The organism is Brevundimonas sp. Bb-A, assembly GCF_009394735.1.
Taxonomy (GTDB): domain Bacteria; phylum Pseudomonadota; class Alphaproteobacteria; order Caulobacterales; family Caulobacteraceae; genus Brevundimonas; species Brevundimonas aurantiaca.
On record NZ_CP045456.1, the window covers coordinates 2802579 to 2827414 of the forward strand.

The 24836-nt window shown below is 67.5% G+C and carries 26 protein-coding genes and 1 riboswitch; of the genes, 21 read left to right on the forward strand and 5 right to left on the reverse strand.

What is annotated here, in order from left to right:
- Positions 1-117: 117 nt before the first annotated feature.
- Positions 118-1569 (reverse strand): cysteine--tRNA ligase, encoded by a 1452-nt coding sequence (cysS, locus tag BSP_RS13730; protein ID WP_152950693.1) that lies wholly within the window; start codon positions 1567-1569, stop codon positions 118-120.
- Positions 1570-1674: 105 nt separating this feature from the next.
- On the opposite strand from cysS, the gene folE reads away from it, so the two are divergent.
- From folE to BSP_RS13800, 14 genes are all read left to right on the forward strand, one after another.
- On the forward strand, positions 1675-2289 hold the full coding sequence (folE, locus tag BSP_RS13735; protein ID WP_054766226.1) for a GTP cyclohydrolase I FolE: 615 nt from the start codon (positions 1675-1677) through the stop codon (positions 2287-2289).
- 189 nt (positions 2290-2478) lie between these two features.
- On the forward strand, positions 2479-2913 hold the full coding sequence (locus BSP_RS13740; RefSeq protein ID WP_152950694.1) for a biopolymer transporter ExbD: 435 nt from the start codon (positions 2479-2481) through the stop codon (positions 2911-2913).
- A 126-nt stretch (positions 2914-3039) separates the two neighbouring features.
- Positions 3040-4866 carry a gamma-glutamyltransferase family protein gene (locus BSP_RS13745; protein ID WP_152950695.1) on the forward strand — a complete coding sequence of 609 codons (1827 nt, stop codon included), beginning with the start codon at positions 3040-3042 and terminating at the stop codon, positions 4864-4866.
- A 30-nt stretch (positions 4867-4896) separates the two neighbouring features.
- Complete coding sequence (locus tag BSP_RS13750) at positions 4897-5238, forward strand: MmcQ/YjbR family DNA-binding protein (RefSeq protein ID WP_054766229.1); 342 nt, start codon at positions 4897-4899, stop codon at positions 5236-5238.
- 57 nt (positions 5239-5295) lie between these two features.
- Positions 5296-6180 carry a serine aminopeptidase domain-containing protein gene (locus tag BSP_RS13755; RefSeq protein WP_152950696.1) on the forward strand — a complete coding sequence of 295 codons (885 nt, stop codon included), beginning with the start codon at positions 5296-5298 and terminating at the stop codon, positions 6178-6180.
- A gap of 35 nt (positions 6181-6215) precedes the next feature.
- Entirely contained in the window at positions 6216-7058 is an 843-nt protein-coding gene (locus BSP_RS13760) for an aldo/keto reductase (RefSeq protein ID WP_152950697.1), read from the forward strand.
- Positions 7059-7073: 15 nt separating this feature from the next.
- A complete protein-coding gene (locus BSP_RS13765) occupies positions 7074-7736 on the forward strand; it encodes a Pr6Pr family membrane protein (protein ID WP_152950698.1) in 663 nt (220 codons plus the stop codon).
- An 8-nt stretch (positions 7737-7744) separates the two neighbouring features.
- Positions 7745-9274, forward strand: coding sequence for a UbiD family decarboxylase (locus BSP_RS13770; protein WP_152950699.1), 1530 nt, complete (start codon positions 7745-7747; stop codon positions 9272-9274).
- A 33-nt stretch (positions 9275-9307) separates the two neighbouring features.
- Positions 9308-9922: a hypothetical protein gene (locus BSP_RS13775; RefSeq protein ID WP_152950700.1), complete on the forward strand. Its 615-nt coding sequence runs from the start codon at positions 9308-9310 to the stop codon at positions 9920-9922.
- 90 nt (positions 9923-10012) lie between these two features.
- Complete coding sequence (locus BSP_RS13780; protein ID WP_152950701.1) at positions 10013-10621, forward strand: hypothetical protein; 609 nt, start codon at positions 10013-10015, stop codon at positions 10619-10621.
- Between the two features lie 46 nt (positions 10622-10667).
- Positions 10668-12509, forward strand: a complete 1842-nt coding sequence (locus tag BSP_RS13785) for a M14 family metallopeptidase (protein WP_152950702.1) — start codon at positions 10668-10670, stop codon at positions 12507-12509.
- A gap of 3 nt (positions 12510-12512) precedes the next feature.
- On the forward strand, positions 12513-12920 hold the full coding sequence (locus tag BSP_RS13790; protein WP_054766237.1) for an MAPEG family protein: 408 nt from the start codon (positions 12513-12515) through the stop codon (positions 12918-12920).
- A 43-nt stretch (positions 12921-12963) separates the two neighbouring features.
- Positions 12964-14319 carry a TldD/PmbA family protein gene (locus BSP_RS13795; RefSeq protein WP_152950703.1) on the forward strand — a complete coding sequence of 452 codons (1356 nt, stop codon included), beginning with the start codon at positions 12964-12966 and terminating at the stop codon, positions 14317-14319.
- Positions 14316-15110, forward strand: a complete 795-nt coding sequence (locus tag BSP_RS13800) for a 3'(2'),5'-bisphosphate nucleotidase CysQ (RefSeq protein ID WP_152950704.1) — start codon at positions 14316-14318, stop codon at positions 15108-15110. Before BSP_RS13795 ends, BSP_RS13800 begins: the two co-directional genes overlap by 4 nt.
- A 3-nt stretch (positions 15111-15113) precedes the next feature.
- Here BSP_RS13800 and BSP_RS13805 read toward each other — a convergent pair whose 3' ends face one another.
- The gene (locus BSP_RS13805; protein ID WP_224760985.1) at positions 15114-15467 is read right to left on the reverse strand and encodes a hypothetical protein; all 354 of its coding nucleotides are present in this window, start codon (positions 15465-15467) and stop codon (positions 15114-15116) included.
- Positions 15468-15537: 70 nt separating this feature from the next.
- On the opposite strand from BSP_RS13805, the gene BSP_RS13810 reads away from it, so the two are divergent.
- Both BSP_RS13810 and BSP_RS13815 read left to right on the forward strand, forming a co-directional pair.
- Complete coding sequence (locus tag BSP_RS13810; protein ID WP_152950705.1) at positions 15538-15783, forward strand: DUF4170 domain-containing protein; 246 nt, start codon at positions 15538-15540, stop codon at positions 15781-15783.
- Between the two features lie 52 nt (positions 15784-15835).
- Positions 15836-16051 carry a hypothetical protein gene (locus tag BSP_RS13815; RefSeq protein ID WP_054766242.1) on the forward strand — a complete coding sequence of 72 codons (216 nt, stop codon included), beginning with the start codon at positions 15836-15838 and terminating at the stop codon, positions 16049-16051.
- Positions 16052-16063: 12 nt separating this feature from the next.
- Here BSP_RS13815 and BSP_RS13820 read toward each other — a convergent pair whose 3' ends face one another.
- Both BSP_RS13820 and BSP_RS13825 read right to left on the reverse strand, forming a co-directional pair.
- Positions 16064-16729, reverse strand: coding sequence for a beta-lactamase hydrolase domain-containing protein (locus tag BSP_RS13820; protein ID WP_054767003.1), 666 nt, complete (start codon positions 16727-16729; stop codon positions 16064-16066).
- Positions 16730-16760: 31 nt separating this feature from the next.
- On the reverse strand, positions 16761-17732 hold the full coding sequence (locus BSP_RS13825; RefSeq protein WP_152950706.1) for a DMT family transporter: 972 nt from the start codon (positions 17730-17732) through the stop codon (positions 16761-16763).
- A 98-nt stretch (positions 17733-17830) separates the two neighbouring features.
- Positions 17831-17974: riboswitch (FMN riboswitch) on the reverse strand.
- 103 nt (positions 17975-18077) lie between these two features.
- On the opposite strand from BSP_RS13825, the gene BSP_RS13830 reads away from it, so the two are divergent.
- Genes BSP_RS13830 through lpxK form a run of 5 tightly spaced genes read left to right on the forward strand, consistent with a single transcriptional unit; the run spans position 18078 to position 23427 of the window.
- Positions 18078-18590, forward strand: a complete 513-nt coding sequence (locus tag BSP_RS13830) for a hypothetical protein (RefSeq protein WP_054766244.1) — start codon at positions 18078-18080, stop codon at positions 18588-18590.
- A 31-nt stretch (positions 18591-18621) separates the two neighbouring features.
- A complete protein-coding gene (locus BSP_RS13835) occupies positions 18622-20445 on the forward strand; it encodes an ABC transporter ATP-binding protein (protein WP_152950707.1) in 1824 nt (607 codons plus the stop codon).
- On the forward strand, positions 20442-21125 hold the full coding sequence (locus BSP_RS13840; RefSeq protein ID WP_152950708.1) for a lysophospholipid acyltransferase family protein: 684 nt from the start codon (positions 20442-20444) through the stop codon (positions 21123-21125). Before BSP_RS13835 ends, BSP_RS13840 begins: the two co-directional genes overlap by 4 nt.
- Complete coding sequence (locus BSP_RS13845) at positions 21122-22414, forward strand: 3-deoxy-D-manno-octulosonic acid transferase (protein WP_152950709.1); 1293 nt, start codon at positions 21122-21124, stop codon at positions 22412-22414. The genes BSP_RS13840 and BSP_RS13845 overlap by 4 nt, the downstream gene beginning before the upstream one ends.
- On the forward strand, positions 22411-23427 hold the full coding sequence (gene lpxK, locus BSP_RS13850) for a tetraacyldisaccharide 4'-kinase (RefSeq protein ID WP_054766248.1): 1017 nt from the start codon (positions 22411-22413) through the stop codon (positions 23425-23427). Before BSP_RS13845 ends, lpxK begins: the two co-directional genes overlap by 4 nt.
- On the opposite strand, the gene BSP_RS13855 is transcribed toward lpxK, so the two are convergent.
- Entirely contained in the window at positions 23412-24737 is a 1326-nt protein-coding gene (locus tag BSP_RS13855; protein WP_054766249.1) for an amidohydrolase family protein, read from the reverse strand. The genes lpxK and BSP_RS13855 overlap by 16 nt on opposite strands.
- Positions 24738-24836: the final 99 nt, after the last annotated feature.

A 24836-nucleotide genomic window follows, 5' to 3' on the forward strand; every position in this document is an offset into this window, starting at 1 on the left:
GATCGAGCCGATTCAAAACGTATGAGGGGCGCACAGATCGTGCGCCCCTCTTCTGTTTCGAACGGTATCGAGGTGGACCCTCGGGACAAGCCCGAGGGTGACGGGAGGGAGGACGATTTACCCCTTCAGCCGCCAGGCGGCGCCGTCGGGGCCGTCCATGACGACGACGTTCAGTTCGTTCAGGCGGTCGCGGATGCGGTCGGCCTCGGGCCAGTCCTTGGCGGCGCGGGCCGCGGCGCGTTGCTCCAGCAGGGCCTCGACCTCGGCCTTCAGGGCGGGATCACCGCCCTCGAACCAGGCGTCCGGCGTCAGCGACAGCACGCCGAGCAGGCCGGCGGCTTCTTTCAGGCTCCAGCGAGCCATGGCGACGTCATTGATGTCGGTCTCGGCGTCATTGAGCAGATCGCGCAAGGCGTTCGCCAGCCCGAAGAGCTGAGCTATTGCGCCGGGCGTGTTGAGATCGTCCTCCAGCGCGTCCAGCACTGGATCGAGCGCGTTCTCGGCCAGCTCCAGCTCGGCCTCGTCCAGCGTGGCCTCATCGAAGTCGGCCAGGGCCGCGTCGGCGTCGCGCAGGACGCCGTAAAGTCGGTCCAGATTCTTGCGGCTCTGTTCCAGCAGGCCCTGGTTCCAGTCCAGCGGCTGGCGGTAGTGGGCGCTCAGCAGCGCCCAGCGGACGACTTCGCCCGGCATGGACTGGACCAGGTCGTGCAGCAAGAGGACGTTGCCGATCGACTTGGACATCTTCTCGGCGTCCACGGTCAGGAAGCCGTTGTGCATCCAGTAGCGGGCGTAGTGGTCGTGGGCGTTCTCGGCATGGGCGCAGCCGTGGGCGCAGACGCCCTGGGCGATTTCGTTCTCGTGGTGGGGGAAGGCCAGATCGACGCCGCCGCCGTGGATATCGATCGGCAGGCCCAGGGTCTGTTCGATCATGGCCGAGCATTCGATATGCCAGCCTGGACGCCCCTCGCCCCAGGGGGAGGGCCAGGCCGGTTCGTCCGGCTTGGACGGCTTCCACAGGACGAAGTCGTGCGGATTCTTCTTGTAGGGCGCGACCTCGACCCGGGCGCCGGCGATCATGTCGTCCAGGTTCCGGCCCGACAGGGCGCCGTAGGACGGATAGGCCGAGACGTCGAACAGGACATGCCCTTCCGCCGCATAGGCGCAGCCGGCGTCGATGATGGCCTGAATCTGATCGACAATGGCCGGTATATAGTCGGTGACATGGGGGGCCAGGTCGGGCGGCGAGACGTTCAGCAGGGCCATGTCAGCGAGATAGGCGGCCTCGTACCGGGCCGTGACCTCGCCGATCGGCACGCCTTCACGGGCGGCCTTCTGGTTGATCTTGTCGTCCACGTCGGTGACGTTGCGGGCGTAAAGCACCTTGTCCGCCCCGTACTGCCTTCGCAGCAGCCTTGCCAGGACGTCGAACACCACCGGCGGGCGCGCATTGCCGATATGGGCGTAGTCATAGACCGTCGGGCCGCAGACATAGAGGGTCACCCGGTTCGGATCGCGCGGTTCGAACAGGCGCTTTTCACGGCGCAGGGTGTCGTGGATGTGCAGCGGCATGGAGCGGTCTTCGGCAGGTTTTCTTGCAGGACGGAGGGTCCGTCCCATATAGCGGCCTGAGATACAACCGGGCGCCCTCGCCCGCGCCGGCCGGAAATCCAGTCCATGAGCGTCACCCCCGCCAAACCCGTCCTCGTCAGCGATGCGGCTGTGCAGCGTCCCAGCCGCGAACAGGCGCTGGAGGCGGTGCGGACCCTGATCGCCTGGGCCGGCGACAATCCCGACCGGCCAGGCCTGATCGACACGCCCAAGCGGGTGGTTGACGCCTATGGGGAGTGGTTCGACGGCTATGAGGCCGACGCGGCCAAGGAGCTGAGCCGCACCTTCGAGGACGTGACCGGCTATGACGACATGGTCATCCTGCGCGAGATCGAGGTGGAGAGCCACTGCGAGCACCACCTGGCCCCCTTCCTGGGCAAGGCCTATGTCGCCTATCTGCCCGGCGAGAAGGTGGTGGGCATCTCCAAGCTGGCGCGGGTGGTCGAGATCTTCGCCCGGCGGCTGCAGAATCAGGAAACCCTGACCAACGACATCATCGAAGCGATCGAATCGCAGCTTCAGCCCAAGGGCGTCGCGGTCATGATCGACGCTGCCCACCAGTGCATGACCACCCGCGGCGTGCATCACCGGCACGTCTCGACCGTCACGACCCGCTTCACCGGCGCCTTCAAGTCCGATCCCGCCCTGGCGGAGCGTTTCCTGAAGCTGGCGAAGGGCTGAGCCGGCGACCCTGTCGCATATGGCTGTCGCATATATATGGCTGTCGCATATAATTGACGTGCAGGAAGGCGCGATCGTTTAGAAGCGCTTTACAAGCGGCGATCGGAACGCCAAGAACCGATCAAGCTTTCGGGCGATCCATAGGGAATGTCGGCGCATACGACGGCCGGCGAGTAACGGAGACGGTGCATGGCTGCGAAGATCGGTGGTTCCGGCGGGGACAAGCACACCATCGAACAGACGGCGGATATCAACATCACGCCGTTCATCGACATTCTGCTGGTGCTGATGATCATCTTCATGGTCGCCGCGCCGATGGCGACGGTCTCGATCCGCCTGGACCTGCCGCCGGCGCAGCCGCCCACCAATCCGACCGAAGAGAAGGAACCGGTGTACATCACCATCCAGGAAAACGGTCAGCTGTTCATCTCCGACAAGCAGACCTCGATCGACAACCTGGCTGCTGACGTCTGCACCGCCCTGGGCGGCGGCGCCTGCCAGGAAGAGCGCGTCTTCGTCCGCGCCCAGCCGGAAGTGAAATATTCGCAGTTCATGGAAGTCATGAACAAGATGCAGGAGAACGGCTTCTTCAAGGTCGGCCTGCTGAACGAAGACATCGAATAGGACCTGGGGTCTATCCAGGATCAGGGCCGCGTTCCGAAAGGGGCGCGGCCTTTTTCTTTGCGGTGAAGCTTGTCGGACGCGCCAGAGGCAGACTTGATAAGTTCCGGCTGTTCGAGGAGTCCGCCCATGCGCCGTCGCACCTTCCTATCCGCCCTGCCCGCAGGAACCCTGGCCGCCGGCGCCCTGGCCGCGACCGGGACCGAGGCGAGACAGGCGGCGGGCGCTGCCCCCTCCCCCGCCCGTCCGGCTGATCCCTATGCGGGGATCGGCATCGGAGATCGGATCACGGGACCCAGGTTCACGGGCCGCTCGACCGTCTGGGGCATGAACGGGGCGGCGGCGACGGCCCATCCGACCGCCAGCCTGATCGGGATCGACACCCTGAGACGTGGCGGATCGGCCATAGACGCCGCCATCGCCATCAATGCGGCCCTGGGCTTTCTGGAGCCGGTGGCCAACGGCATCGGCGGCGACGCCTATTGCATGCTGTGGGATCCGAAGCAGAAGAAGGTGGTCGGGCTGAACGGGTCCGGCCCCAGCCCGCGGGGCCTGAGTCTGGAGACCGCGCGGTCCAGGGCCATCGACGGCTATCTGCCCCGCTACGGCGCGGTGACGGTGAATGTGCCGGGCACGGTGGACGCCTGGTGGAGCGCGCACCAGCGGTATGGGAAACTGCCGTGGAAGGAGGTCCTGCTGCCGGTCGCCGAACTGTGCGAACAGGGCGCGCCCGTGCCCCAGGTCATCGCCTACTACCTGGAACGCAACATGGCCGCCTTCGACCGGGGCCGGATCCCGATCGAGGAAAACGACAACAGGAAGCGCATCTGGGCCACGGGCGGGGCGACGCCCAAGGTGGGCGAGGTCTTCGCCAATCCCTTCCTGGGCAAGACGCTGCGAATGATCGCCGAGGGCGGACGCGACGCCTTCTATGACGGGCCCATCGCCGATCAGATCGAGGCCTATTTCAAGCGGATCGGCGGCTGGATGACCCGCGCCGACATGGCGGCCCATCGCACCGAATGGGTCGAGCCGATCCAGACCAACTATCGCGGGGTGGACGTCTTCGGCCTGGGGCCGAACACCCAGGGCCTGTCGACCAACCAGATCCTGAACATCTGCGAACAGTTCGACCTGAAATCCATGGGCTTCCAGTCCGCCGCCTCGCTGCACGTCCAAGCCGAGGCCAAGCGGCTGGCGTTCGAGGACCGGGCGCGCTGGTTCGCCGACGACCGTTTCTCCAAGACGCCGGTCGAATGGCTGAACTCCAAGGCCTATGCGGCCGAGCGGGCCAAGCTGATCCGGCCCGATCGGGTCATGGACCGCGTCATGCCGGGCGACGCCCCGCACCACGGCGACACCACCTATTTCAGCGTCGCCGACGCTGACGGGATGATGGTCAGCTGGATTCAGTCCAACTATCGCGGCATGGGTTCGGGCCTGGCGCCCGACAACGGCTCCGAACCGCTGGGCTTCATGTTCCAGGACCGGGGCGAACTGTTCGCCCTGACCGACGGCCACCCCAACATCTATGCGCCGGGCAAGCGGCCGTTCCAGACCATCATCCCCGGCTTCGCGGTCAAGGACGGCGAGCCCTGGATGGCGTTCGGCGTCATGGGCGGCGCCATGCAGCCCCAGGGCCAGGCCCAGATCATCATCAACATGGTCGACTATGGGCTGGAGCCCCAGGCGGCGGGTGATGCGCCGCGCTGGCAGCACTATGGCTCGTCGGAACCGACCGGCCAGCCGCAGGAAGGAACCGGGGTGTTGCACCTTGAGAGCGGCGTGCCCGAGGCGACCAAGGCGCAGCTGCGGGCCATGGGCTGGACCTTGGGCGAGCCGGACGGCGGCTTCGGCGGCTATCAGAACGTGATGAAGCAGATGAACCCGGGCGGGCGCTGGACCTATGGCGCGGCGACCGAAATGCGCAAGGACGGGATCGCCCTGGCCTATTGAGGTTGGGCCTATTGAGATTGGCGTTCGGAAATGACCCACGAAGAGGTGCGTGCTCTGCTGCTGTCCTTTCCCGGCGTCGAGGACGGCGTCTCCTATGGGGAACCGTCGTTCAAGGTGGCGGGGAAGTTCTTCACCTGGCTGCGTCCGAAGCTGGACGACAGTATCGTGGTGCACCTGGATAATCTGGACGAGCGGGATTTGCTGATCGAGATGGACCCCGACGCCTTTCATTTCACGGACCACTACCGCGACTATCCGATCGTGTTGGCCCGCATCGCCCATGTCGATCCCGTCTGGCTGAAGGCGGCGCTGTGGAAACGGTGGCGCAAGGTCGCGCCGAAGCGCTTGGTGAAGGCCCATGACGCGGCTTGACCTGACGTCGGGGAAATAAGTCAGGGTCCGTTGAAAATAGCAACGGACGGAAACGACATGGGGCTGACGGTCGAAGACCGGTCGATCAAGGCCGAGGACGGCTGGCCGCTGGAAGCGACCCTGTTTCGGGGCGACAGGCCGCGAATGGCGGTGCTGGTCTCGGCCGGAACGGGATTTCCGCGCGGCTTTTACGCCCGGTTCGCGCGGTGGATGGCCGAACGGGGCGGCGTGGTTCTGACCTATGACTATCGCGGCATCGGCGGGTCGCGGCCCGAGGATCTGGCGGCCATGGAGATGGACTATCCGGACTGGGGTCGGCTGGACATGCCGGCGGCGCTGAAGGCTCTGAAGAAGGCGGCGCCGGGCCTGCCGATCTTCCATGTCGGACACAGCGTCGGGGGTCATTTCGTCGGCTTCATGCCGAACCAGGGCGAGATCACCCGCCACGCCTTCGTCTCGGTCGGGACCGGATGGTGGGGCGGACATCATCGGTCGTACAATCCGGTGGAGCTCTTCTTCTGGTTCGGTTTCGGACCGCACCAGCTGCGCCGCCACGGCTATATCCGCGCGGGCCGGCTGTGGCGGGGGACCGACCTGCCGCGCGGGGTGTTTCAGACCTGGAAGCGGTGGTGCCTGAAGCCCGCCTATTTCCTGGACGAGCTGAGGTCCGGCGCCCTTGAGCCCCAGGGGTTCGACAAGGTTCGGGCGCCGATCCGGTCCTGGATCTTTCCCGACGACCCCATCGCCACACCGGGCACAGGCGCGGCCCTGCTGAAGGCCTATCCCAACGCCTCGTCCGAGATCGTGGTGCGACGCTCCCAAGACTACGGCGCCCGACGGATCGGCCACGAGGGCGCCTTCCGCAAGGGACTGGAGCCGCTGTGGCAGGAAATTCTGGATTGGTTCGACGCAGGGGTTTCGAAGGCTGGACCCGGCGCCTAACTGTTCGGCTCCCCCAGTAAGAAGGTGTTCCCCCCATGACCTATGGCGATCAGCCCACCCTCAGCGTCGACGGCGTCGAGATTCCCCTGCTCGGCTTCGGCACCTGGCAGCTGGAGCCGGCGGACGCGCGCCGGATGGTCGCCGAGGCCCTGCGGATCGGTTATCGCCACATCGACACGGCCTGGATCTACAAGAACGAGAAGGCGGTCGGCGAAGGCATCCGGGATTCGGGCGTGCCACGTGAGGACATCTTCCTGACCACCAAGATCTGGGTCGAGCATTTCACCCATGACGCCCTGCTGAAACAGGCCGAGGAATCGGCCGAGAGCCTGGGGACCACGCCGGACCTGCTGCTGCTGCATTGGCCCAAGCCGACGCCGACCTTCGAAGAGACCCTGGGCGCGCTGAACGAGGCCAAGGACAGGGGACTGACGCGCAACATCGGCCTGTCCAACTTCCCGTCCAAGGAATTCCGGCAGGCCCAGGCCCTGTCCAAGGCGCGGCTGATCACCAATCAGGTCGAACACCATCCCTATCTGGGCGTTGACGCCCTGGTCGCGACGGCGGCCGAGCTGGGGTCGTCGATCACGGCCTGGTCGCCCCTGGCCCAGGGCAAGATCGCAGACGACGCCACGATTTCCGAGATCGCCCAGGCCCATGGCAAGACCAATGGCCAGGTCACCCTGCGCTGGCTGATCCAGAACCGGATCATCGCCATTCCGCGCACGACGAAGGAAAGCCGGGCGCGCGAGAATTTCGACATCTTCGACTTCGAACTGTCGGGCGAGGAGATGCAGCGGATGGACGCCCTGGACCGGGGCGAACGGCTGGGCGACTGGCTGGACCCCGCCTACGAATGGGACAAGTCCGCCGCCTGATCAGAGGAGGCGCGCATGGTGCGGGAAAGAGATCGGCCGCGTCTGTGGCGCGCCGCCTTCGCCGTCATCGGCTGGGCGGCGCTGGCGTTGCAGTATCTGCTGATGGCGGGGCCGGCGGACGGCTGGGCGGTGGCGACGCGGACCGTCCAGTACTTCAGCTTCTTCACGATTCTGACCAATATACTGGTCGCCCTGGCCCTGACCGGGCCTTTGCTGAAACCGACATGGCCCCTGGCCCGCTGGACGGCGTCGCCGACCTTCCGCGCCGCCGTGACGACCTACATTCTGATCGTCGGGCTGGTGTATCATTTCATGATCGCCCCCTACTGGCGGCCGGAGGGGCTGACCTTGGCCGTCAATCTGGTGCTGCACTACGTCATGCTGGCCGCCTTCCTGCTGGACTGGCTTTGGTTCACGCCGAGGGGCGCGTTGCGGTGGATCGACCCGGTGAAGGCCCTCGGATTTCCGCTGATCTTCGGCGCATGGACCCTGGGTCACGGGCTCGCCACCCACTGGTGGCCCTATGGGTTCGTCAATGTTGACGCCCTGGGGCTGGGCCGGGTGCTGGCGACGTTCGGCGGGCTGCTGGTCTTTTTCCTGCTGGTCGGATCGGCGCTGGTCGGGATGGACCGGGTCTTAAGCCGAACGAGGCGTGACAGTTCGGCCCCGGCGCTTTAGGCGGAGCCATGGCCTATAAATCCCTGCGTGACTTCATCGACCAGTTGGAAGCCGACGGCGAGCTGGTGCGGGTGTCCGAACCCGTCTCCACCGTGCTGGAGATGACCGAGATCCAGACCCGGCTGCTGCGCAACGGCGGCCCGGCGGTGCTGTTCGAAAAGCCGGTCATGCCGGACGGGACGATCAGCCCCATCCCCTGCCTGGCCAATCTGTTCGGCACGGTGAAACGGGTCGCCATGGGGGTGACGCTGGAGGGCAAGAACCGCACGACGGCGGGCGAGCTGCGCGAGGTCGGGGAACTGCTGGCCTTCCTGAGAAATCCGACGCCGCCGCGGGGCTTAAGCGACGCCATGGAGATGCTGCCCCTGGCGCAGACCGTCATGTCGATGCGGCCCAAGACGGTGAAGAAGGCGCCGGTGCAGGAGGTGGTGCTGAAGGGCGACCAGATCGATCTGGCCGCCCTGCCCGTCCAGACATGCTGGCCCGGCGAGCCGGCGCCCCTGATCACCTGGGGTCTGGTCGTGACCAAGGGGCCCAGCGAGGATCGCGAGGACGACTTCAACCTGGGCATCTATCGGATGCAGGTCCTGGGCAAGGACCGGGCGATCATGCGCTGGCTGGCCCATCGCGGCGGGGCCCAGCACTACGCCCGGCACAAGAAGGCGCGGCCCAAGGAGCCCCTGCCCTGCGCCGTCGTCCTGGGCGCCGATCCGGGGACCATCCTGGCGGCGGTGACGCCGGTGCCGGACACCCTGTCGGAATATCAGTTCGCGGGCCTGATGCGCGGCGCCAAGGCCGAGCTGGTACCTTGCAAGACCGTGCCGTTGATGGTCCCGGCCCAGGCCGAAATCGTGCTGGAGGGCCACGTCCTGCTGGACGCGTTCGAGGACGAAGGCCCCTATGGCGACCATACCGGCTATTACAACTCGGTCGAAAAGTTCCCGGTCTTCAAGGTCAGCGCCGTCACCATGCGGCGGAACCCCATCTATCTGACCACCTTCACCGGACGGCCGCCGGACGAGCCCAGCGTGTTGGGCGAGGCGCTGAACGAGGTCTTCATCCCCCTGCTGCGCCAGCAGTTCCCCGAGATCGTCGACTTCTGGCTGCCGCCCGAGGGGTGCAGCTACCGGATCGCGGTGGTGTCGATGAAGAAGGCCTATCCGGGCCACGCCAAGCGAGTGATGCTGGGCGTCTGGAGCTATCTTCGCCAGTTCATGTACACCAAATGGGTCATCGTCGTGGACCACGACATCGACGCCCGCGACTGGAAGGACGTCATGTGGGCCATCTCGACCAAGATGGACCCGGCGCGCGACATCACCGTGATCGAGAACACCCCGATCGACTATCTGGATTTCGCCAGCCCCGAGAGCGGCCTGGGCTCCAAGATCGGCCTGGACGCGACGGACAAATGGCCGCCCGAGACCAAGCGCGAATGGGGCGAGGAGATCCGGATGGACCAGGCGGTGGTCGAAAGGATCGACGCTATCTGGGACACGCTCGGCTTGCCCGGCGACAAGAGGTCGATCTGGAAATAGGGCGGAAGCCTTGATTCACGCCGAGGGGGCGATGTGAGCGCGTTCGAATTTTTCTTCAGCTTCTATGGGCTGATCCTGGGCCTGTCGGTGGCGGAACTGCTGGGCGGGTTCGCGCGGACGCTGAACCGTAATCCAAGGCCGCGCTTCGGCCTGTTGACGCCGCTGCTGGTGGTGTTCGCCGCATTGGATGTGACCACCTTCTGGTTCCAGGCCTGGATCATCTTCCGCCCCGCCCCGTTCAATCTGGCCCTTCTGATGCTGGGCCTGGTGATCGCAGGCCTGTTCTACATCTCGGCCACCCTGGTCTTTCCGCGTGACGAGGATCAGGTCGAGGATCTGGACGCCCATTTCTGGCGCAACAAGCGCACCATCCTTCTGCTTCTGCTGAGCGCCAATGTCATTGTCGCCAGCCTGATCGTCGGCGTCGCGGCCGCCCAGGGCGAACTGCATCTGGTGGCCAAGAGCTGGTTCTTCTGGTTCGGCGTGAGTCTGTTCACCGGTCTGACGCTGATCGCCGCCCTGGCGCGCCGCCCCTGGATCGTGAAGGCGGCGCTGATCGCGCTCTTGGCCTATTACGGCCTGAACATCAGCCGGGCTGCGGCGCCCCTGGTTGAAAAGGGCGGCTGGTCCCTGGTGGCGAAGGAATAGTCCGCCGATCGCGGATCGGCCGCCGAGGCGCGCTTGCCAAGACAAGCGCGATAACTCCATATCTGGGCGTGGCGTCAGATCGGGGGACAGGTGAGCGCGTTCGAATTCTATTTCAGTTTCTATGGCTTGGCGCTCGGCTTGTCGGTGGCGGTGATCGCCACGGGCCTGGCTGCGGCGATCCAGCATCGCAAGACCCTGCGCATCGGCTGGCTGACGCCCCTGTTGGCCCTGTTCGTCGGCCTGGACATCGCCACCTTCTGGGACGCCGCCTGGCACACCTTCCGAGACGCCCCGTTCAGCTACGGCATGCTGGTGATCGGCCTGGCGATCGCCATGGTCTATTTCATCGCGGCCTCTCTGGTCTTTCCGCATCAGATCGTCGACGGCATGGACCTGGACGATCATTTCTGGGGCAACAAGAGGATCGTGCTGATCCTGACCACCGTGGCCAATACGCTGATGGTGGCGGTCTCAATCTCTCAAATACTCGGCAAGCCGGGTGCGACCCTGCTGCTGATCAACTATGCGATCGCCTATCCGCTGTATCTGGTGCTGGTCGTTCCGGCGGCCCTGACGCGCAGCAGGCGGACCTTCGCCATCCTGCTGGGCCTGCACGTCGCCATCTATTTGATCCTGGCCTGCCTGCCGGCGACCCTCGCCGCCCCCGCCCCATCCCCGCCCGCCGCCGTCGCCGGCTGAGCCCGCGGGCTTGCCATAAGGACCGGATCGGTCGAGGACTTCATCCATGCGTCACGCGCTTCTGTTCGCCGCCGTCGCGGCCCTAGTCTCGAGTCCCGCCATGTCCCAGTCGCCGGGCCGTCCGCCCGTTCTTTCCAATATCGCGCCCTGGGACCAGCCCTTCCTGCCGCCCACGCCGGCCTGGGACGGGGCGTCGAAGGCCCTGCTGCGCGATGCGAGCGATCCCTGGGTGACGCCGTTCGAGGCGGATCGGGGCCATGACTTTTCACCGAACTATGTCGACACCCGCGCCTGGTTCGACCGACTGGACGCCGCCAGCGACCTGATCCGCATCGAACAGTTCGGCGTCTCGCCCGAGGGTCGGCCCATCTATGCGGTGATCGCCTCGAAGGACGGCGCGGCCTTCGATCCGGCCAAGCCGGTGCTGATGATCCAGGCGGGCATTCACCCCGGCGAGATCGACGGCAAGGACGCGGGCATGATGGTGCTGCGCGACATCGCCTTCTACGGCAAGGACGCCCTGCTGGACCGGGTCAATCTGATCCTGATCCCGATCCTGAGCGTGGACGGGCATGAGCGCGCCGGCCCCTATTCCCGCCCGAACCAGCGCGGGCCGCGCATCCAGGGCTGGCGCAATACGGCGACCAACCAGAACCTGAACCGCGACTATCTGAAACTGGACCAGGCAGAGATGCGGGCGGTGCGGGGCCTGATCCTGAAGTACCGGCCGGACCTCTATGTCGACGTCCACGTCACCGACGGCCTGGATTATCAGTACGACGTCACCTACGGCTTCAACGGCGAGGACGGGACCTTCAGCCGCTCGCCCAACAGCTCGGCCTGGCTGGATACGGTGTTCAAACCGGCGATGAACGCGGCCCTGGAGCGCGAGGGCCATATCCCCGGCGAACTGGTGTTCGGCATCGACGACGACGAACCGAAGAAGGGCCTGTCAGACGGCGGCCTGGGCGAACGCTACTCCAACGGCTGGGGCGCGGCCGCCCATGTGCCGACCATTCTGATCGAAAACCACAGTCTGAAACCGCATGAGCAGCGGGTGCTGGGGACCTATGTCTTCATCGAGGAGGCGATGCGGCTGCTGGCCGATCAGGGCGCGGCGCTGAAGGCGGCGACCGATCAGGACCGGGCCCTGCGACCGGCGCAGATCCTGGCGAATTTCCAGGCGGAAGAGACCCCCTCCTCCACCCGCCCGTTCAAGGGGATGCTGTACGAGATGTATCACAGCCCCGCCTCGGGTCGCGACGAGGTGCGCTGGCTGGGCCGGCCCGATCCCGAGCTGTGGCAGATGCCCTTCTACGGATCCAAGCCGACGCTGACCCTGAACCGCCCGACCGCCTATTGGGTGCCGAGCTATCGCACCGACATCATCGAGCGGCTGAAAATCCACGGCGTCGAGATGGAGACGCTGGCGGCGCCGCGCACGGTGAACCTGTCGATGCTGCGCCTGGTCGAGCCGAAACTGGCGACGCGGGCCAACGAGGGCCACGTCCAGGCCTCGGTGAAGACGGTCGAGGTCGAGCGCCACGACTGGACCTTCCCGACCGGCTCGGTGCGCGTGCCCACTGACCAGCCGCTGGGCGACGTCGTCGTCCTGCTGCTGGAGCCGCAGTCCAGCGAGAGCTTCTTCGCCTGGGGCCTGTTCCCCGAAGTCATGAGCCGGGTCGAATATATCGAGGCCTACGCCATCGCGCCCCTGGCCGAGAAGATGCTGGCGGCCGATCCGGCGCTGAAGGCCGAGTTCGAGGCCAAGCTGGCGGCCGAACCGGCGTTCGCGGCTGATCCGCAGGCGCGGCTGGCCTGGTTCTATGAGCGGACGCCCTTCTATGACGACCGCTATCTGCTCTATCCCGTCGGGCGCGAGGACTGATCCATGACCACCCCCATGATGTACGCCGTCCAGGCCGCCGCCCTGTGGAGCGGCCTGCTGATCCTGCTGCTCCTGGTTCTGTCGGGCATTGTGGTCAGCGGCCGCCGCAAACATATGGTGTCGCTGGGGGACGGCGGTATCGCGGACCTCGCGGCCGCCACGCGCGCCTTCGGCAATTGCGCCGAATACGCCGCGCCCGGCATGATCGCCATGCTGCTTCTGGCCGCCGTCGGAGCGCCCGCCTGGATGGTGCATGGGGTGGGGGCGACCCTGTTCGTGGGGCGCTCGGCCCATGCCCTGGGCCTTCTGTTCCAGACGGGGCCCTCGCTGGGTCGGGTGATCGGCATGCTGCTGACCTGGGTCGCCCTGCTGACGGCGGCGGTCGGATTGATCGCCTTCGCCGTGGTGTGAGGCGCGAGGTTGCGACGCAGCAAAGGGTCCGCCATATCGGGGCATGACTGAAGCCCGCGACGCCTCCGCCTCCACCGATCTTTTGCATGACATCGTCCAGGCCGCGCTGAAAGCCGGCGCGGACGCCGCCGAGGCGGTCAGCGCCGACCGAAGCGCCCTGTCGGTCGGGGTGCGCAATGGAAGGCTGGAGGACGTCGAACGCGAAGAGTCGCGCGATCTGGGCCTGCGGGTCTTCGTCGGACAGCGGCAGGCCTCGGTTTCCGCCTCGGACCTGTCGCCGGCGACTCGCACACGTTTGGTCGAACGCGCGGTGGCCATGGCGCGGCTGGCGCCGGAAGACCCCCACGCCGGTCTGGCGCCGCAGGATCGGCTGGCGCAGGCGCCCTTCGCCGAACTGGACCTGTTCGATCCCAGCGAACGCAGTGCGGAAGCGCTGGAGCAGGCCGCCGCCGAGGCAGAGGCCGCGGCTTTGGCCGTGAAGGGCGTCGCCCGGTCCGAGGGCGGGCATGCGTCCTGGTCGTCCAGCCGCTGGCGACTGGTGACCTCGCATGGATTCGACGGGGACTATCAGGGTTCGGCCTTCTCGCTGGGCGTCGGAGTGATCGCCGAGAAGGACGGAGCGATGGAGCGCGGCGGCGAGAGCCGCTCGACCCGGCATCTGTCGGACCTGCCGGGCGCCGAAATCATCGGGCGAACGGCCGGCGAACGCGCCGCAGCCCGGACCGGGGCGCGCAAGATCGCCTCGACCACCGCCCCCGTCATCTTCGACAACCGCATGGCCGGCCAGATCGTCTCGCCGGCGATCGGCGCGATTTCGGGGCCGTCGATCGCGCGCGGCACCTCCTTCCTGAAGGACCGGATGGGCCAGAGGGTGTTCGCCGAAGGCGTCACCCTGATCGACGATCCGTTCCGGCCGCGCGGCCTGGGATCGACCCCGTTCGACGATGAGGGCGTCGCGGTCGAACGGCTCGCCCTGTTCGACGACGGGGTGCTGACCACCTGGCTGCTGAACAGCGCCTCGGCCCGGCAGTTGGAGCTGGAGTCCACCGGCCACGCCTCGCGCGGCCTGGCGGGATCAGCGGGGGTTTCGACCCACAACCTGCACATGGAGCCGGGCGAGCGGGATCTGGCGGGACTGATGGCCGATGCAGGGACCGGACTTCTGGTCACCTCCATGTTCGGGCCGTCGCTGAACGGAAACACCGGCGACTGGTCCGCCGGGGTGTCGGGCTTCTGGTTCGAGAACGGCGCGATCGCCTATCCGGTCAATGAGGTGACCGTGGCGGGCAAGCTGCCCGACCTTTATCTGCGGCTGGTTCGGGGCTCGGACCTGGAGTTCCGAGGCAGTTTCAACGTGCCGAGCCTGATGTTCGACGCGGTGGCCATAGCCGGAAAATGACGGACCTGGACGCCGACCTCGAACTGATCCGCCAGGCCGCGCTCGACGCCGGCGCCTTGGCGCTCGCCGAACGTGAGGCGGGGCTGAAGGTTGAGGCGAAGGTCGGCGGTTCGCCCGTGACCAGCGGCGACCTGGCGGTGGACGCCATGCTGAAGGACCGTCTGCTGGCCGCCCGCCCCGACTATGGCTGGCTGTCGGAGGAGACGGCGGATTCGTCCGAGCGCCTGTCCAAATGCCGGATTTTCGTGGTGGATCCGGTGGACGGCACGGTGGCCTATATGAAGCGCCAACCCTGGTGGTGCACCCCTATCGCCGTGGTCGAGGACGGCCAGGTGGTCGCCGCCGTCATCCATGCGCCGGAGGTTCAGGAAACCTATGCGGCGGTTCGGAACGGCGGCGCCTGGCGCAACGGCGCCCCGGTGCGGGCCTCGGACGTGGACACGCTGGACGACGCCTCGGTGCTGGGCGACGCCCGGATGATCGAGGGGCCGCACTGGGACGAGCCCTGGCCGCCGCTGCGGTTTTCCAAGCGCAACGCCCTGGCCTATCGGATGGCTCTGGTCGCCGCCGGCGCCTTCGACGCCGCCCTGGCCCTGACGCCGAAATGGGATTGGGACGTGGCGGCGGGCAGTCTGATCGCCGAAGAGGCGGGAGCGCGCGTCACCGACCACCACGGCCGCCCCTGGCGGTTCAACCGGGCCGATCCACGCCAGGCCAGTCTGGTCTGCGCCGCCCCGGCCCTGCATCCGCTGATCATACGGCGCTGTAAAAACGTGCCGCTTTCGACCTGAAACCTAGGCGGCCGGCTCTTCATGCAGGTCGAGCCGACGCTGAATACGGCCCACATCGTCTCGCATTCGGTCCAGAGACACCTGGAGGCGAGCGTCAGTCTCCGCCAACCCGGCGATATCGCGCCGCACGGACGTCAGCCCGATTTCGACGCCGGAGACCCGTTCCTTCAACTCACGCAGATCAAGCGCCAGCGTATCGATCTTGGCGTCGATCCGCCGCAGGAACACCAGCGTCAGATTTTCCGGATCACTGCTCATGACCGCATAATGCCCCAAGCTGCGATGACGGGCAAACGGGAGCGCGGCTGTAAAAACGTGCCGCTTTCGACGTAAGGCAGGGTCTGAAAACCCCGTCATACATTGATCCTTAGCCGTTCTCGGCCTATGCCCCGGCCAGAGCCCCACCCGAGCCTTTCAAGGACATCCGATGGTCGACCAATCCTCCGTCCCCACGCAACTGCTGCACCTGGTCATCGGCGGCGAACTGCGCCACCCGAAGGAGCCCGTCTTCCGCGACCTGTCCCAGGTCGAGTTCGTCGGCGCCTACGGCAGCTATGACGAAGCCAAGAAGGCCTGGAAGGCGCGCGCCCAGGCGACCGTGGACAACGCCCATATGCGCTATTTCATCCTGCACGCCCACAAGCTGATCGACCCGCGCGGCGACGCGGCCTGAGTGCGACGTCAGGGAGCGGGAACCCGTTCCCTGACACGGACGCTGAACGACCGTGATCAACCTGGAACCCCAACAGATTTTTCAACTGGTCAGCCTGCTGGCTGTCCTGGCCCTGTTCAGCTTTTCGCTGCGAGGCCACATCGGCTATGCGCGCTGGTTCAAGCGGTGGGAGGCCGAACGCAAGGCGCGACGGGACGCCGAACTGGCCGCCGAGGCGCGCCAGGCCGGCGAAGACGACGAAAGACCGAAGACCGGCCCCTGGGGCTGACGGTGTCGGCCCCTACTCCCGCCTCAGCAGCTTTTCGGTCAGCAGCGTGCCCCACCAGCCGGCCTTGAACTCCGCGCGGATGGCCTTGGGGTCGTAGTCGGGACTGTCGACCCAGTCGATGAAGCTGACGCCCTGCGGCTCGACCTCGTTCACGTACTTCTCCAGCGTATAGTCCAGGACGCCGGTCAGCCCTTCGCGCGAGTGAAGATATTTCTTCGACAACTGCTTCATGGCGACCGATATGGGCTCGCCCAGATGGAAGTGGCGATAGAAGACCGCCATCATCCCCGCACGATCGGCGCCGGACTTGCAGTGGATCAGGACCGGATAGTCGATGGTCTTGAACAGGTCGCGCGCCCGGTGAATGCGATCCCTCTGCGGCGGGTCGCGCGAGTCAAGCGGCGCGTCGATCAAGGTCAGACCCAACCGCCGGCAGGCCTCCTTCTCCAGCCAGTAATAGCCCTCGTCCCGCTCGCCCCGCAGATTGATGACGGTCTTGACCCCCTTGGACTTCCAATAGGCCAGTTGGCGCGGCGACGGCTGGTTGGTGCGGACAAGGTCCGGCCCCAGCCAGTGGGCGTTGGAGAAGACCAGGCGCAGAAAGGCGTGATCCGCCCAGAAATAATGCCAATGGGCCCGGAAACGGCCCATTGCGGTCGAAAGGTCAAAGCGCGCCATGGCCGCCAGATAGCGATCCGGGGCCGCCGCGTCATCCTCCGCTTGCAACCGGGGCCGTCGCCGCCCCGTCTTGCGGCGCCCGACCCTCGATCCAGAAGATGAAGATCGAGGCTCCGACGATCAGGGCGGCGCCCGGCCAGAACCAGGGCGACGGCGTCTGTCCCAGCAGAAGCCAACCGACCAGCCCGGCCAGCGGCGCCTTCAGATCGGCGAAGGGCTGCAGATAGGCGGCGTCGGCCAGCCGATAGGCGAAGGCCAGCAGATATTGCGCCGCCGCCGTCAGGCCGCCCAGGGCCAGCAACAGAAGCAGGCCCGCACCCTGAGGCAGGGCGAAGGGCAGGTCCGTCGCCACCCCGGCCGGCAAGGCGAAGGCGAAGGCGTTCGCCAGCAACAGAAGCGCCAGATGGTTGGGCGTGATCAGGACCAGCAGGGAGAGGGTCAGGGTCTCGGGCGTCTCCTCCCTCGCCAGCCAGCGGGTCATCACATCGGTGACGGCCCACAGGGCGGCGGCCAGGACCGGGGTCAGGGCGGCCCACCCCAGGCTTTCGGACCCGACCCCCGAAACGATCACGGCGCCGAGGAAGCCGACCATGGCCGCGACGATCCGGGGGCTCGACACCCGCTCGCCCAGACACAGGGTCGAGCCGATGATGACGAACAGGGGGCCGGTCGCCAGCAGGGTCACCATCTGCCAGATCGGCACGCCCGAGGCGAAGCCGTAGACGAAGACATGGACGCCCAGGGCCGAGGCGAAGGCGCGGATCAGATGGGCCAGAGGACGGCGCGTCCTCAGCCTGTTCAGGCCGATCCGCAGAACGATGGGCAGCATCAGGACCGAGGCGATCAGATACTGCCAGAAGGCCATTCCGGTCGAACTCATGCCGAACCGTTGGGGCAAAAGGGATTGCAGGATATTGCCGCAGGCGAAGACGAGACTGGCCGACAGCATCAACAGCGCCCCCAAGGCGGGGGCGCGAAGCGAAGACGAGGAAATCTGGTTCAATTGGTCGTCCTTTCCGTAACCAGTTTTCCAGGGTTACGGGCGACGACGCGCCGCGCCCGCCGCTCAAGCAAGAGCGACGCACGCCGCGAGGCGTTGGGTCCCGTTCTCTTTCATCCGGACTATACCGTCGGCCCCGGAATCGCACCGGATCTGCTGACCTCCCCAAGCGGGGGGAGCGCTCGCGGGCTTGGCGTCGCCGCCTTACCGCCGGTGGGGAATCGCACCCCGCCCTGAGAACACCGCAGGCGAACCTGCCCGCCCTACTTAGAAAGGGGCCGCTTGATCTTCAACCACCTGGGCGTTCAGGCGTTCAGACATCCAAGCTCCTCACCCCGAAAGGCCGCCATGAAGATCTTCGCCGCCGTCATCGCCGTCGCCTTGCCGGGCGGCGCCGTCGCCCAGAGCACGCCGCCTGAAGACCCGTCCCTGATCGCCTATCTGCAACAGCGCGCCGGCGAGGCGGCGGACACGACCCGCTACACCGCCGCCCTCACCCCCGACGGCAAGACGGCTTTGGTCTATCTGACCGGACCGGCCTGGTGCGGATCGGGCGGATGCCGCCTGCTGGTTCTGGACCGCGACGGGTCCTCCTATCGCTCGGTCGGCGAGATCAGCGTGGCCCGCGCGCCCATTCGTCTTCTGGAACGCGAGGATCACGGCCGGCGCGCTCTGGGCGTGCAGGTGGCGGGCGGCGGGATCATCCAGGGCTATGAGGCCGCCGTGCCATTCGACGGGCGACGCTACGCCTCCAATCCCACCGTCCCCCCGGCGATGAGGATCGATGATGCCCCGGGCGAAACCCTGATCCGGGCCGACGAGGCGGGGCGTCCGCTGACGCCGGCGCCTGACAAGCCTTGACTTGAGGGGCGGCTCGGACGACCGAAGGCCGATGAGCGAGCCCGCCCCCTCCATGCCCCTGCGCGCCCTGCTGGCGCGGATCTGGCGTGACTATCTGAGCAGCCGCAAGGGATCTTTGATCCTGTCGATCCTGTGCGCCGCCACGACAGGTCTGCTGACGGCGGCCCTGCTGAAGCTGCTGGAGCCGGCGGTGAACGGCCTGTTCCTCGGCGGCGACCAGCCGATCGTCCTGTTCGGCCGTTTCCGCTTCCCGGCGGACGAGGCCCTGATCGTCATCCCCGCCGCCATTCTGACGGTGGCGGTGGTGCGGACCCTGGCGGCCCTGGGGCAGGCCGCCCTGGTCAATCGACTGGGCCATACGATCGTCGGCGACATCCAGATCCGCCTGTTCGGCGCCATGATCCGCGCCGATCTGGCCCGACTGCGCAGCCAGCATTCGGGCGGCTTCGTCTCCTCGGTCCTGTTCGACGCCAATCTGGTGCGCGAGGCCTTCACCTCGGGCGTGGTCAACTACACCCAGAACCTGCTGACCCTGATCGCGGTGCTGATCTATATGGGGATCATTGATTGGCAGCTGACCATGGTGGTCCTGCTGGGCGTGCCCCTGGTGGCCCTGGTGCTGCGCCGGTTCGGGCGAAGGACGCGCAAGGCCGCCGTCGGCGCCATGGCCGAGACCGAGAACCTGTCCACCGCCCTGATGGAGAATCTGGACGGGGTTCGCCTGATCAAGATCGAGAACCGCGAGGCGGCCGAGCAGGATCGCGTGGCCGAGGTGGTGGCCCGTCGCCAGCGCCACGTCATCAAGGGCGCCAACGCCCGCGCCTTCGCCGGCCCGTCCAGCGATCTGGTCGCCTATGTCGTCGTCGCCGCCGTCATGGCCTATGCCGGATGGCGGGCCCAGTCGGGCGAGATGACGGTGGGCGGGTTCGCCGCCTTCATCGGCCTGTTGCTGGCGGCCGGCCAGTCGCTGCGCCAGGTCACGAACCTGGCCACGGTGATGAGCGAAGGCTTCACCGCCGCGCGTCGCCTGTTCGCCGCCCTGGACATCGAGCCGGAAATCCGTGAGGCGGCCGACGCCGAGACCCTACCGTCCGGCCCGGTCGAGGTGGCGCTGGATCAGGTGTCCTTCGCCTATGCGGGGACGGACGCCCCGACCCTGGACGCCGTCTCCCTGCGGGTCGCGCCGGGCGAGACGGTCGCCCTGGTCGGCCCCTCCGGCGGCGGCAAGAGCACCATCCTCAGCCTGTTGCCGCGCTTCTATGACGTCACGGCCGGGGCGGTGCGGCTGAACGGGATGGATATCCGTCAGGTGCGGATCAGCGATCTGCGCGACCACATCGCCCTGGTGACCCAGGAGCCCTTCCTGTTCGACGACACCATCGCCGCCAACATCGCCTATGGCCGGCCGGGCGCGACGCAAGCCCAGATCGAGGACGCCGCGCGATCCGCCGCCGCCCATGACTTCATCACGAGCCTGCCGGACGGTTACGCCACCCGTGCGGGCGAGGCGGGCCTGCGCCTTTCGGGGGGGCAGCGCCAGCGGATCGCCATCGCCCGCGCCTTCCTGAAGGACGCGCCGATCCTGCTGCTGGACGAGGCGACCAGCGCCCTGGACACCGAGAGCGAGGCCCTGGTCCAGGCGGCGCTGGAGCGGTTGATGGAGGGGCGCGCCACCCTGATGATCGCCCACCGTCTGTCCACCGTCAGGAACGCCGACCGCATCTATGTGATCGAGGCCGGGCGGGTGGTCGAGGAAGGGACGCATGACGCCCTGGTGGCCCGTGGCGGACTCTACGCCCGCCTGGCCCGGCAACAGTCGCTGGACGGAACCCCGGCGGTCGAGGCCGTCGCGTGAGGCCGCTGCGCAATCCGATCATCCAGTCCGCCCTGGCCTGGACCCTGGCCAAATGGATGCAGGTCTGTTTCGCCACCATCCGCTGGACCCATGAGAACCAGCAGGCGGCCGAGGCTGTCTGGGCGCAGGGCGGCGGGGTTCTGTGCGTCTTCTGGCATTCGCGCATTGGCCTGTCGCCCGCCTGCTGGCCGCTGGACCGAGCCCAGCCGGCCAAGGCCCTGATCTCTCTGTCGGCCGACGGGGAGTTCATCGCCAAGGCGGTGGCGCGCCAGGGCTTTCCCGCCGTGCGCGGCTCATCGGCCAATAAGGACAAGGCGCAGAAGGCCAAGGGCGGCTCCCAGGCCCTGCGCGACGGGCTGAAGCAGCTCAAGGTCGGCGCCCTGGCCATCACCCCGGACGGCCCGCGCGGCCCGGTCAACATCATGGCCGAGGGCCTGCCGCTGATGGCGAAACTGTCCGGCGCCCCTGTCCTGTTCATCGGCCTGTCCTGCAATCCGGCGATCCGGCTGAACAGCTGGGATCGAGCGGTCCTGCCCCTGCCGTTCGGCAAGGGCGCCATTGTCTGGGATCGGGCCGACTATCCCGAGGGAGCCGACATGGCCCAGGTGACGCGCGACTGGACGGCGCGGCTGAATGCGGTCGAGGCGCGGGCGGATGCGATCACGGGTTTGAAGCCGTGACGCCCCTGCCCCTGCTGGCCTATCGGCTGCTGACCCGCGCCCTGGAGCCCCTGGCGCCGCGCCTGCTGGACGCCCGCGCCGCCAGGGGCAAGGAAGACCCCGCCCGTGTCGATGAACGGATGGGCTTCACCCGTGTCGAACGGCCTGAGGGCGACCTGGTCTGGCTGCACGGCGTCAGCGTGGGCGAGACCCTGTCCCTGCTGCCCCTGGTCGAACGTTTCGCCAAGGCGCGACCGGACCTGACGGTTCTGGTGACGTCGGGCACGGTGACGTCCGCCCGGATTCTTGAGGACCGGCTGCCGAAGGGGGTGATCCACCAATATGCGCCGGTGGACGGACCGGGCGCGGTCGGCCGTTTCCTGGATCACTGGCGGCCTGCGCTTGCGGTCTTCGTCGAGAGCGAACTATGGCCCAATCTGCTGCTGGAGGCCCACCGGCGCGGGGTGAAGCTGGCCCTGGTCAGCGCCCGCATCACCGACAAGACGGTCGAGGGCTGGCGCCGGTTTCCGGCCTCGGCTCAGGCGGTGACGCGCGCCTTCGACCTTGTCCTGCCCCAGGACGCCGCCTCCGCCGAGCGGCTGGAGCGGATGGGCGCCTGTATCGACGGCCTGGTCAATCTGAAGCTGGCGGGCGAGCCCCTGCCCCATGATACGGCCGCCTTCAGCCGTCTGAGCGCCGCCATCGGCGACCGGCCCGTCATCGTCGCCGCCAGCACCCATGAGGGCGAAGAGATCGCCATCGTCCGCGCCCTGGACAAGCTGAGCGAGCGCGTCTGCCTGATCCTGCTGCCGCGCCACCCCGAGCGCGGTCCCTTGATCGCGGAGGCCCTGCACCGGGACGGCGCAGCCTTCGCCATGCGCTCGCGGGGCGAGACCATCGGGCGCGACACGGACGTCTATCTGGCCGACACCTTGAACGAGATGGGTCTGTTCCTGCGTCTGGCCGATGTGGTGGTGATGGGCGGCTCCTTCGCCCCCGCCCTGGGCCTGCCCGCGGTCGGCGGTCACAATCCGCTGGAGCCCGCGCGACTGGGCCGGCCCGTCGTGACGGGACCGGACGCCTCCAACTGGGCCAGCGTGACGGCGGCATTGGCCCAATCGGGCGGGCTGATCCCGGTCCAGGCGCCCTGGGACCTGCCCCAGGCGATCGGCCCCCTGTTGGCCGATCCGGCGGCGGCCAAGGCCATGGGCGAGCGCGCCCGCCGCGCGGCGGCCGAGGCGGGCGGGGATCTGGAGCGGCTATGGTCCTGGCTCTCTCCGCTCACGCCGCAGAAGAGACCCCGGCGATGAAGCTGAACACGCCCCGCTGGTGGTATGTGCGCGACCGCGATCACGCCCGCATGACGCGCACCCTGTTGAAGCCGCTGAGCTGGATCTGGGCTGGGGTCACGGCGCGGCGCATCGCGCGGACGGTTCCCCACGCCCCAGGCTGTGCGGTGATCTCGGTCGGCAACCTGACGGTCGGCGGCTCAGGCAAGACGCCGGTTGCGCGCGAGACGCTGCGGCTGCTGCGCGCGGCGGGCGTGCAGGCGCAGGGTCTGTCGCGCGGCTATGGCGGGCGGCTGGACGGGCCGGTCCGCGTCGATCCCGCGACCCACACGGCCGAGGACGTCGGCGACGAACCCCTGATGCTGGCCCAGGACGCGCCGGTCTGGATTTCCCGCGATCGGGTCGCCGGCGCCGAGGCGGCCGTCGCCGACGGGGCCGACGCCCTGGTGCTGGACGACGGACACCAGAACCCCGCCTTGAAGAAGACCGTCAGCCTGATCGTCGCGGATGGAGAGACCCGCGGCGATGAATGGCCGTTCGGGGACGGCTCGGTCTTTCCGTCCGGCCCGATGCGCGAGCCGTTGAAAGCGGGGCTGGCGCGCGCCGACGCCGTTGTGGTGATGCTGCCGACCGATCTGGAGACCGCCGATCCCGAACTGCTGGCGCTGTTCGACAGTCTGCCGGTGTTCGTGGCGCGGCTGACGCCCCAAGGCCCGCCGCCGGCCGGCCCACAGGTGGGCTTCGCCGGCATCGCCAAGCCGTGGAAGGTCGAACGATCGCTGAAGGCGGCGGGGTGCGACCTCGCCGACTTCGTCCCCTTCCCTGACCATGCGGCCTATAGCGACAAGGACATGGTGTTTCTGACGGAACGGGCGGCGGTTTACGGCGCCGGCCTGGTCACCACCGAAAAGGACTGGGTGCGGCTGACGCCCGATCAACGCGCACGCGTCGCCGCCTGGCCGGTCGTCGCTCGGTTTGAGGATGAGGCCGGCTTCGCCGCCTTCCTGACCCAGGCTGTTCAGTCGGCGCGGTAGACCACGCCGCCCTTCATCACGAACCTCATCCGCTCCAGCTCGGTGACGTCGCTCAGGGGATCGCCGGAGACGGCGACGATGTCGGCCGGCATGCCCGGCGCGATCCGCCCGGCCTCGCTGGAGATGCGCAGATGTTCGGCGGCGCCGACCGTGGCGGCCTGGACGGCCTCCAGCGGAGTCAGGCCGGCGCGGACCAAGAGGGCGAACTCCTTGGCGTTGTCGCCGTGGGCGGACACGCCGCTGTCGGTGCCGAAGGCGATTTTGACGCCGCCTTGGTGGGCGCGGCGCGCCATCTCCAGCATCTTCGGCCCCGCCTCCAGCGCCTTGGCGGTCTGGGCGGGAGTGAAGAAATTGTCGGGCCCGGAGGCGACGCGCGCGACGAAATCCCCCGCCAGCAGGGTCGGCACGAGCCAGGCGCCGTTCTGCTTGAACAGGCGGATCGACTGGTCGTCCAGATAGGTGCCGTGTTCGATGGAATCGCCGCCGGCGCGCAGGAAGGCGTTGATGCCGTCGACGCCGTGAGCGTGGGCCGTGACCTGACGGCCCATCCGGTGGGCGCTTTCGACGATGGCGGTCAGTTCGGGATCGCTGAACTGCTGGTTCAGACCGGCGGCGGTGTTGGACAGGACCCCGCCGGTGGCCGTGATCTTGATGATGTCGGCGCCGGCGCGGATCTGGGTGCGGACCGCGCGCATACAGTCTTCCGGTCCCGAACAGACGCTTTCCGGCGACAGCAGGTGCAGGACGTCGGCGCGGAAGCCGTTGGCGTCGCCATGGCCGCCGTGAACCGACACGGCCGAGCCCGCTGCAATGATGCGCGGCCCCGGCACGTCGCCCGCCTTCACCGCCTCGCGCAGGGCGAAGATCGCTTCGTTGTCGGCCCCGAGATCGGCGACGGTGGTGAAGCCCGCCATCAGGGTGCGGCGCGCATAGCGGGCGCCGACCATGGCCTGGGCGGCCTCAGACTGGGTCACCTCCTCCAGCCGCGAATTGGGGTTTTGCTGGCCGGTCAGGTGGACGTGGCTGTCGATCAGCCCCGGCAAAACGAAGGAGTCCCGCAGGTCGATGACCCGGCCCTGCGCCGGATCGCCGACGAAGCCGTCGCGAATATCGACGACTTGGTTCCCGCTGATCACGAGAGTTTTACTGCGCTGCACAACGCCGTTCGACGGATCCGCCAGCAGCCGCCCCGCCTCGACGAAGGTGACCACAGGGGGTCCGGAAAGTCCAACCCCTGCGGGGGTTTGCTGAGCCGCCGCCGCCGAAGCGGACGCCAGCAGCACCGACAAAGCCAGGATCAAACGCTTCATTGATCGCCCTCCCGCGACGCCTCGCCGCAAAATCGCCCCACAAGGCTCAGGTTGCCTCGGTCGTAACGGTTTGAAACAAACACCTCCGAAGACAAACCG

Bases quoted from the DNA above. Each gene is read 5' to 3' on its own strand.
- folE (WP_054766226.1), top strand. From the start codon at position 1,675: ATGAGCGTCACCCCCGCCAAACCCGTCCTCGTCAGCGATGCGGCTGTG.
- BSP_RS13740 (WP_152950694.1), top strand. From the start codon at position 2,479: ATGGCTGCGAAGATCGGTGGTTCCGGCGGGGACAAGCACACCATCGAA.
- BSP_RS13810 (WP_152950705.1), top strand. From the start codon at position 15,538: ATGGTCGACCAATCCTCCGTCCCCACGCAACTGCTGCACCTGGTCATC.
- lpxK (WP_054766248.1), top strand. From the start codon at position 22,411: ATGAAGCTGAACACGCCCCGCTGGTGGTATGTGCGCGACCGCGATCAC.
- BSP_RS13835 (WP_152950707.1), top strand. From the start codon at position 18,622: ATGAGCGAGCCCGCCCCCTCCATGCCCCTGCGCGCCCTGCTGGCGCGG.
- BSP_RS13820 (WP_054767003.1), bottom strand. From the start codon at position 16,729: ATGGCGCGCTTTGACCTTTCGACCGCAATGGGCCGTTTCCGGGCCCAT.
- BSP_RS13765 (WP_152950698.1), top strand. From the start codon at position 7,074: ATGGTGCGGGAAAGAGATCGGCCGCGTCTGTGGCGCGCCGCCTTCGCC.
- BSP_RS13855 (WP_054766249.1), bottom strand. From the start codon at position 24,737: ATGAAGCGTTTGATCCTGGCTTTGTCGGTGCTGCTGGCGTCCGCTTCG.
- BSP_RS13830 (WP_054766244.1), top strand. From the start codon at position 18,078: ATGAAGATCTTCGCCGCCGTCATCGCCGTCGCCTTGCCGGGCGGCGCC.
- cysS (WP_152950693.1), bottom strand. From the start codon at position 1,569: ATGCCGCTGCACATCCACGACACCCTGCGCCGTGAAAAGCGCCTGTTC.
- BSP_RS13790 (WP_054766237.1), top strand. From the start codon at position 12,513: ATGACCACCCCCATGATGTACGCCGTCCAGGCCGCCGCCCTGTGGAGC.
- BSP_RS13795 (WP_152950703.1), top strand. From the start codon at position 12,964: ATGACTGAAGCCCGCGACGCCTCCGCCTCCACCGATCTTTTGCATGAC.
- BSP_RS13745 (WP_152950695.1), top strand. From the start codon at position 3,040: ATGCGCCGTCGCACCTTCCTATCCGCCCTGCCCGCAGGAACCCTGGCC.
- BSP_RS13785 (WP_152950702.1), top strand. From the start codon at position 10,668: ATGCGTCACGCGCTTCTGTTCGCCGCCGTCGCGGCCCTAGTCTCGAGT.
- BSP_RS13750 (WP_054766229.1), top strand. From the start codon at position 4,897: ATGACCCACGAAGAGGTGCGTGCTCTGCTGCTGTCCTTTCCCGGCGTC.
- BSP_RS13770 (WP_152950699.1), top strand. From the start codon at position 7,745: ATGGCCTATAAATCCCTGCGTGACTTCATCGACCAGTTGGAAGCCGAC.
- BSP_RS13800 (WP_152950704.1), top strand. From the start codon at position 14,316: ATGACGGACCTGGACGCCGACCTCGAACTGATCCGCCAGGCCGCGCTC.
- BSP_RS13760 (WP_152950697.1), top strand. From the start codon at position 6,216: ATGACCTATGGCGATCAGCCCACCCTCAGCGTCGACGGCGTCGAGATT.
- BSP_RS13755 (WP_152950696.1), top strand. From the start codon at position 5,296: ATGGGGCTGACGGTCGAAGACCGGTCGATCAAGGCCGAGGACGGCTGG.
- BSP_RS13805 (WP_224760985.1), bottom strand. From the start codon at position 15,467: ATGACGGGGTTTTCAGACCCTGCCTTACGTCGAAAGCGGCACGTTTTT.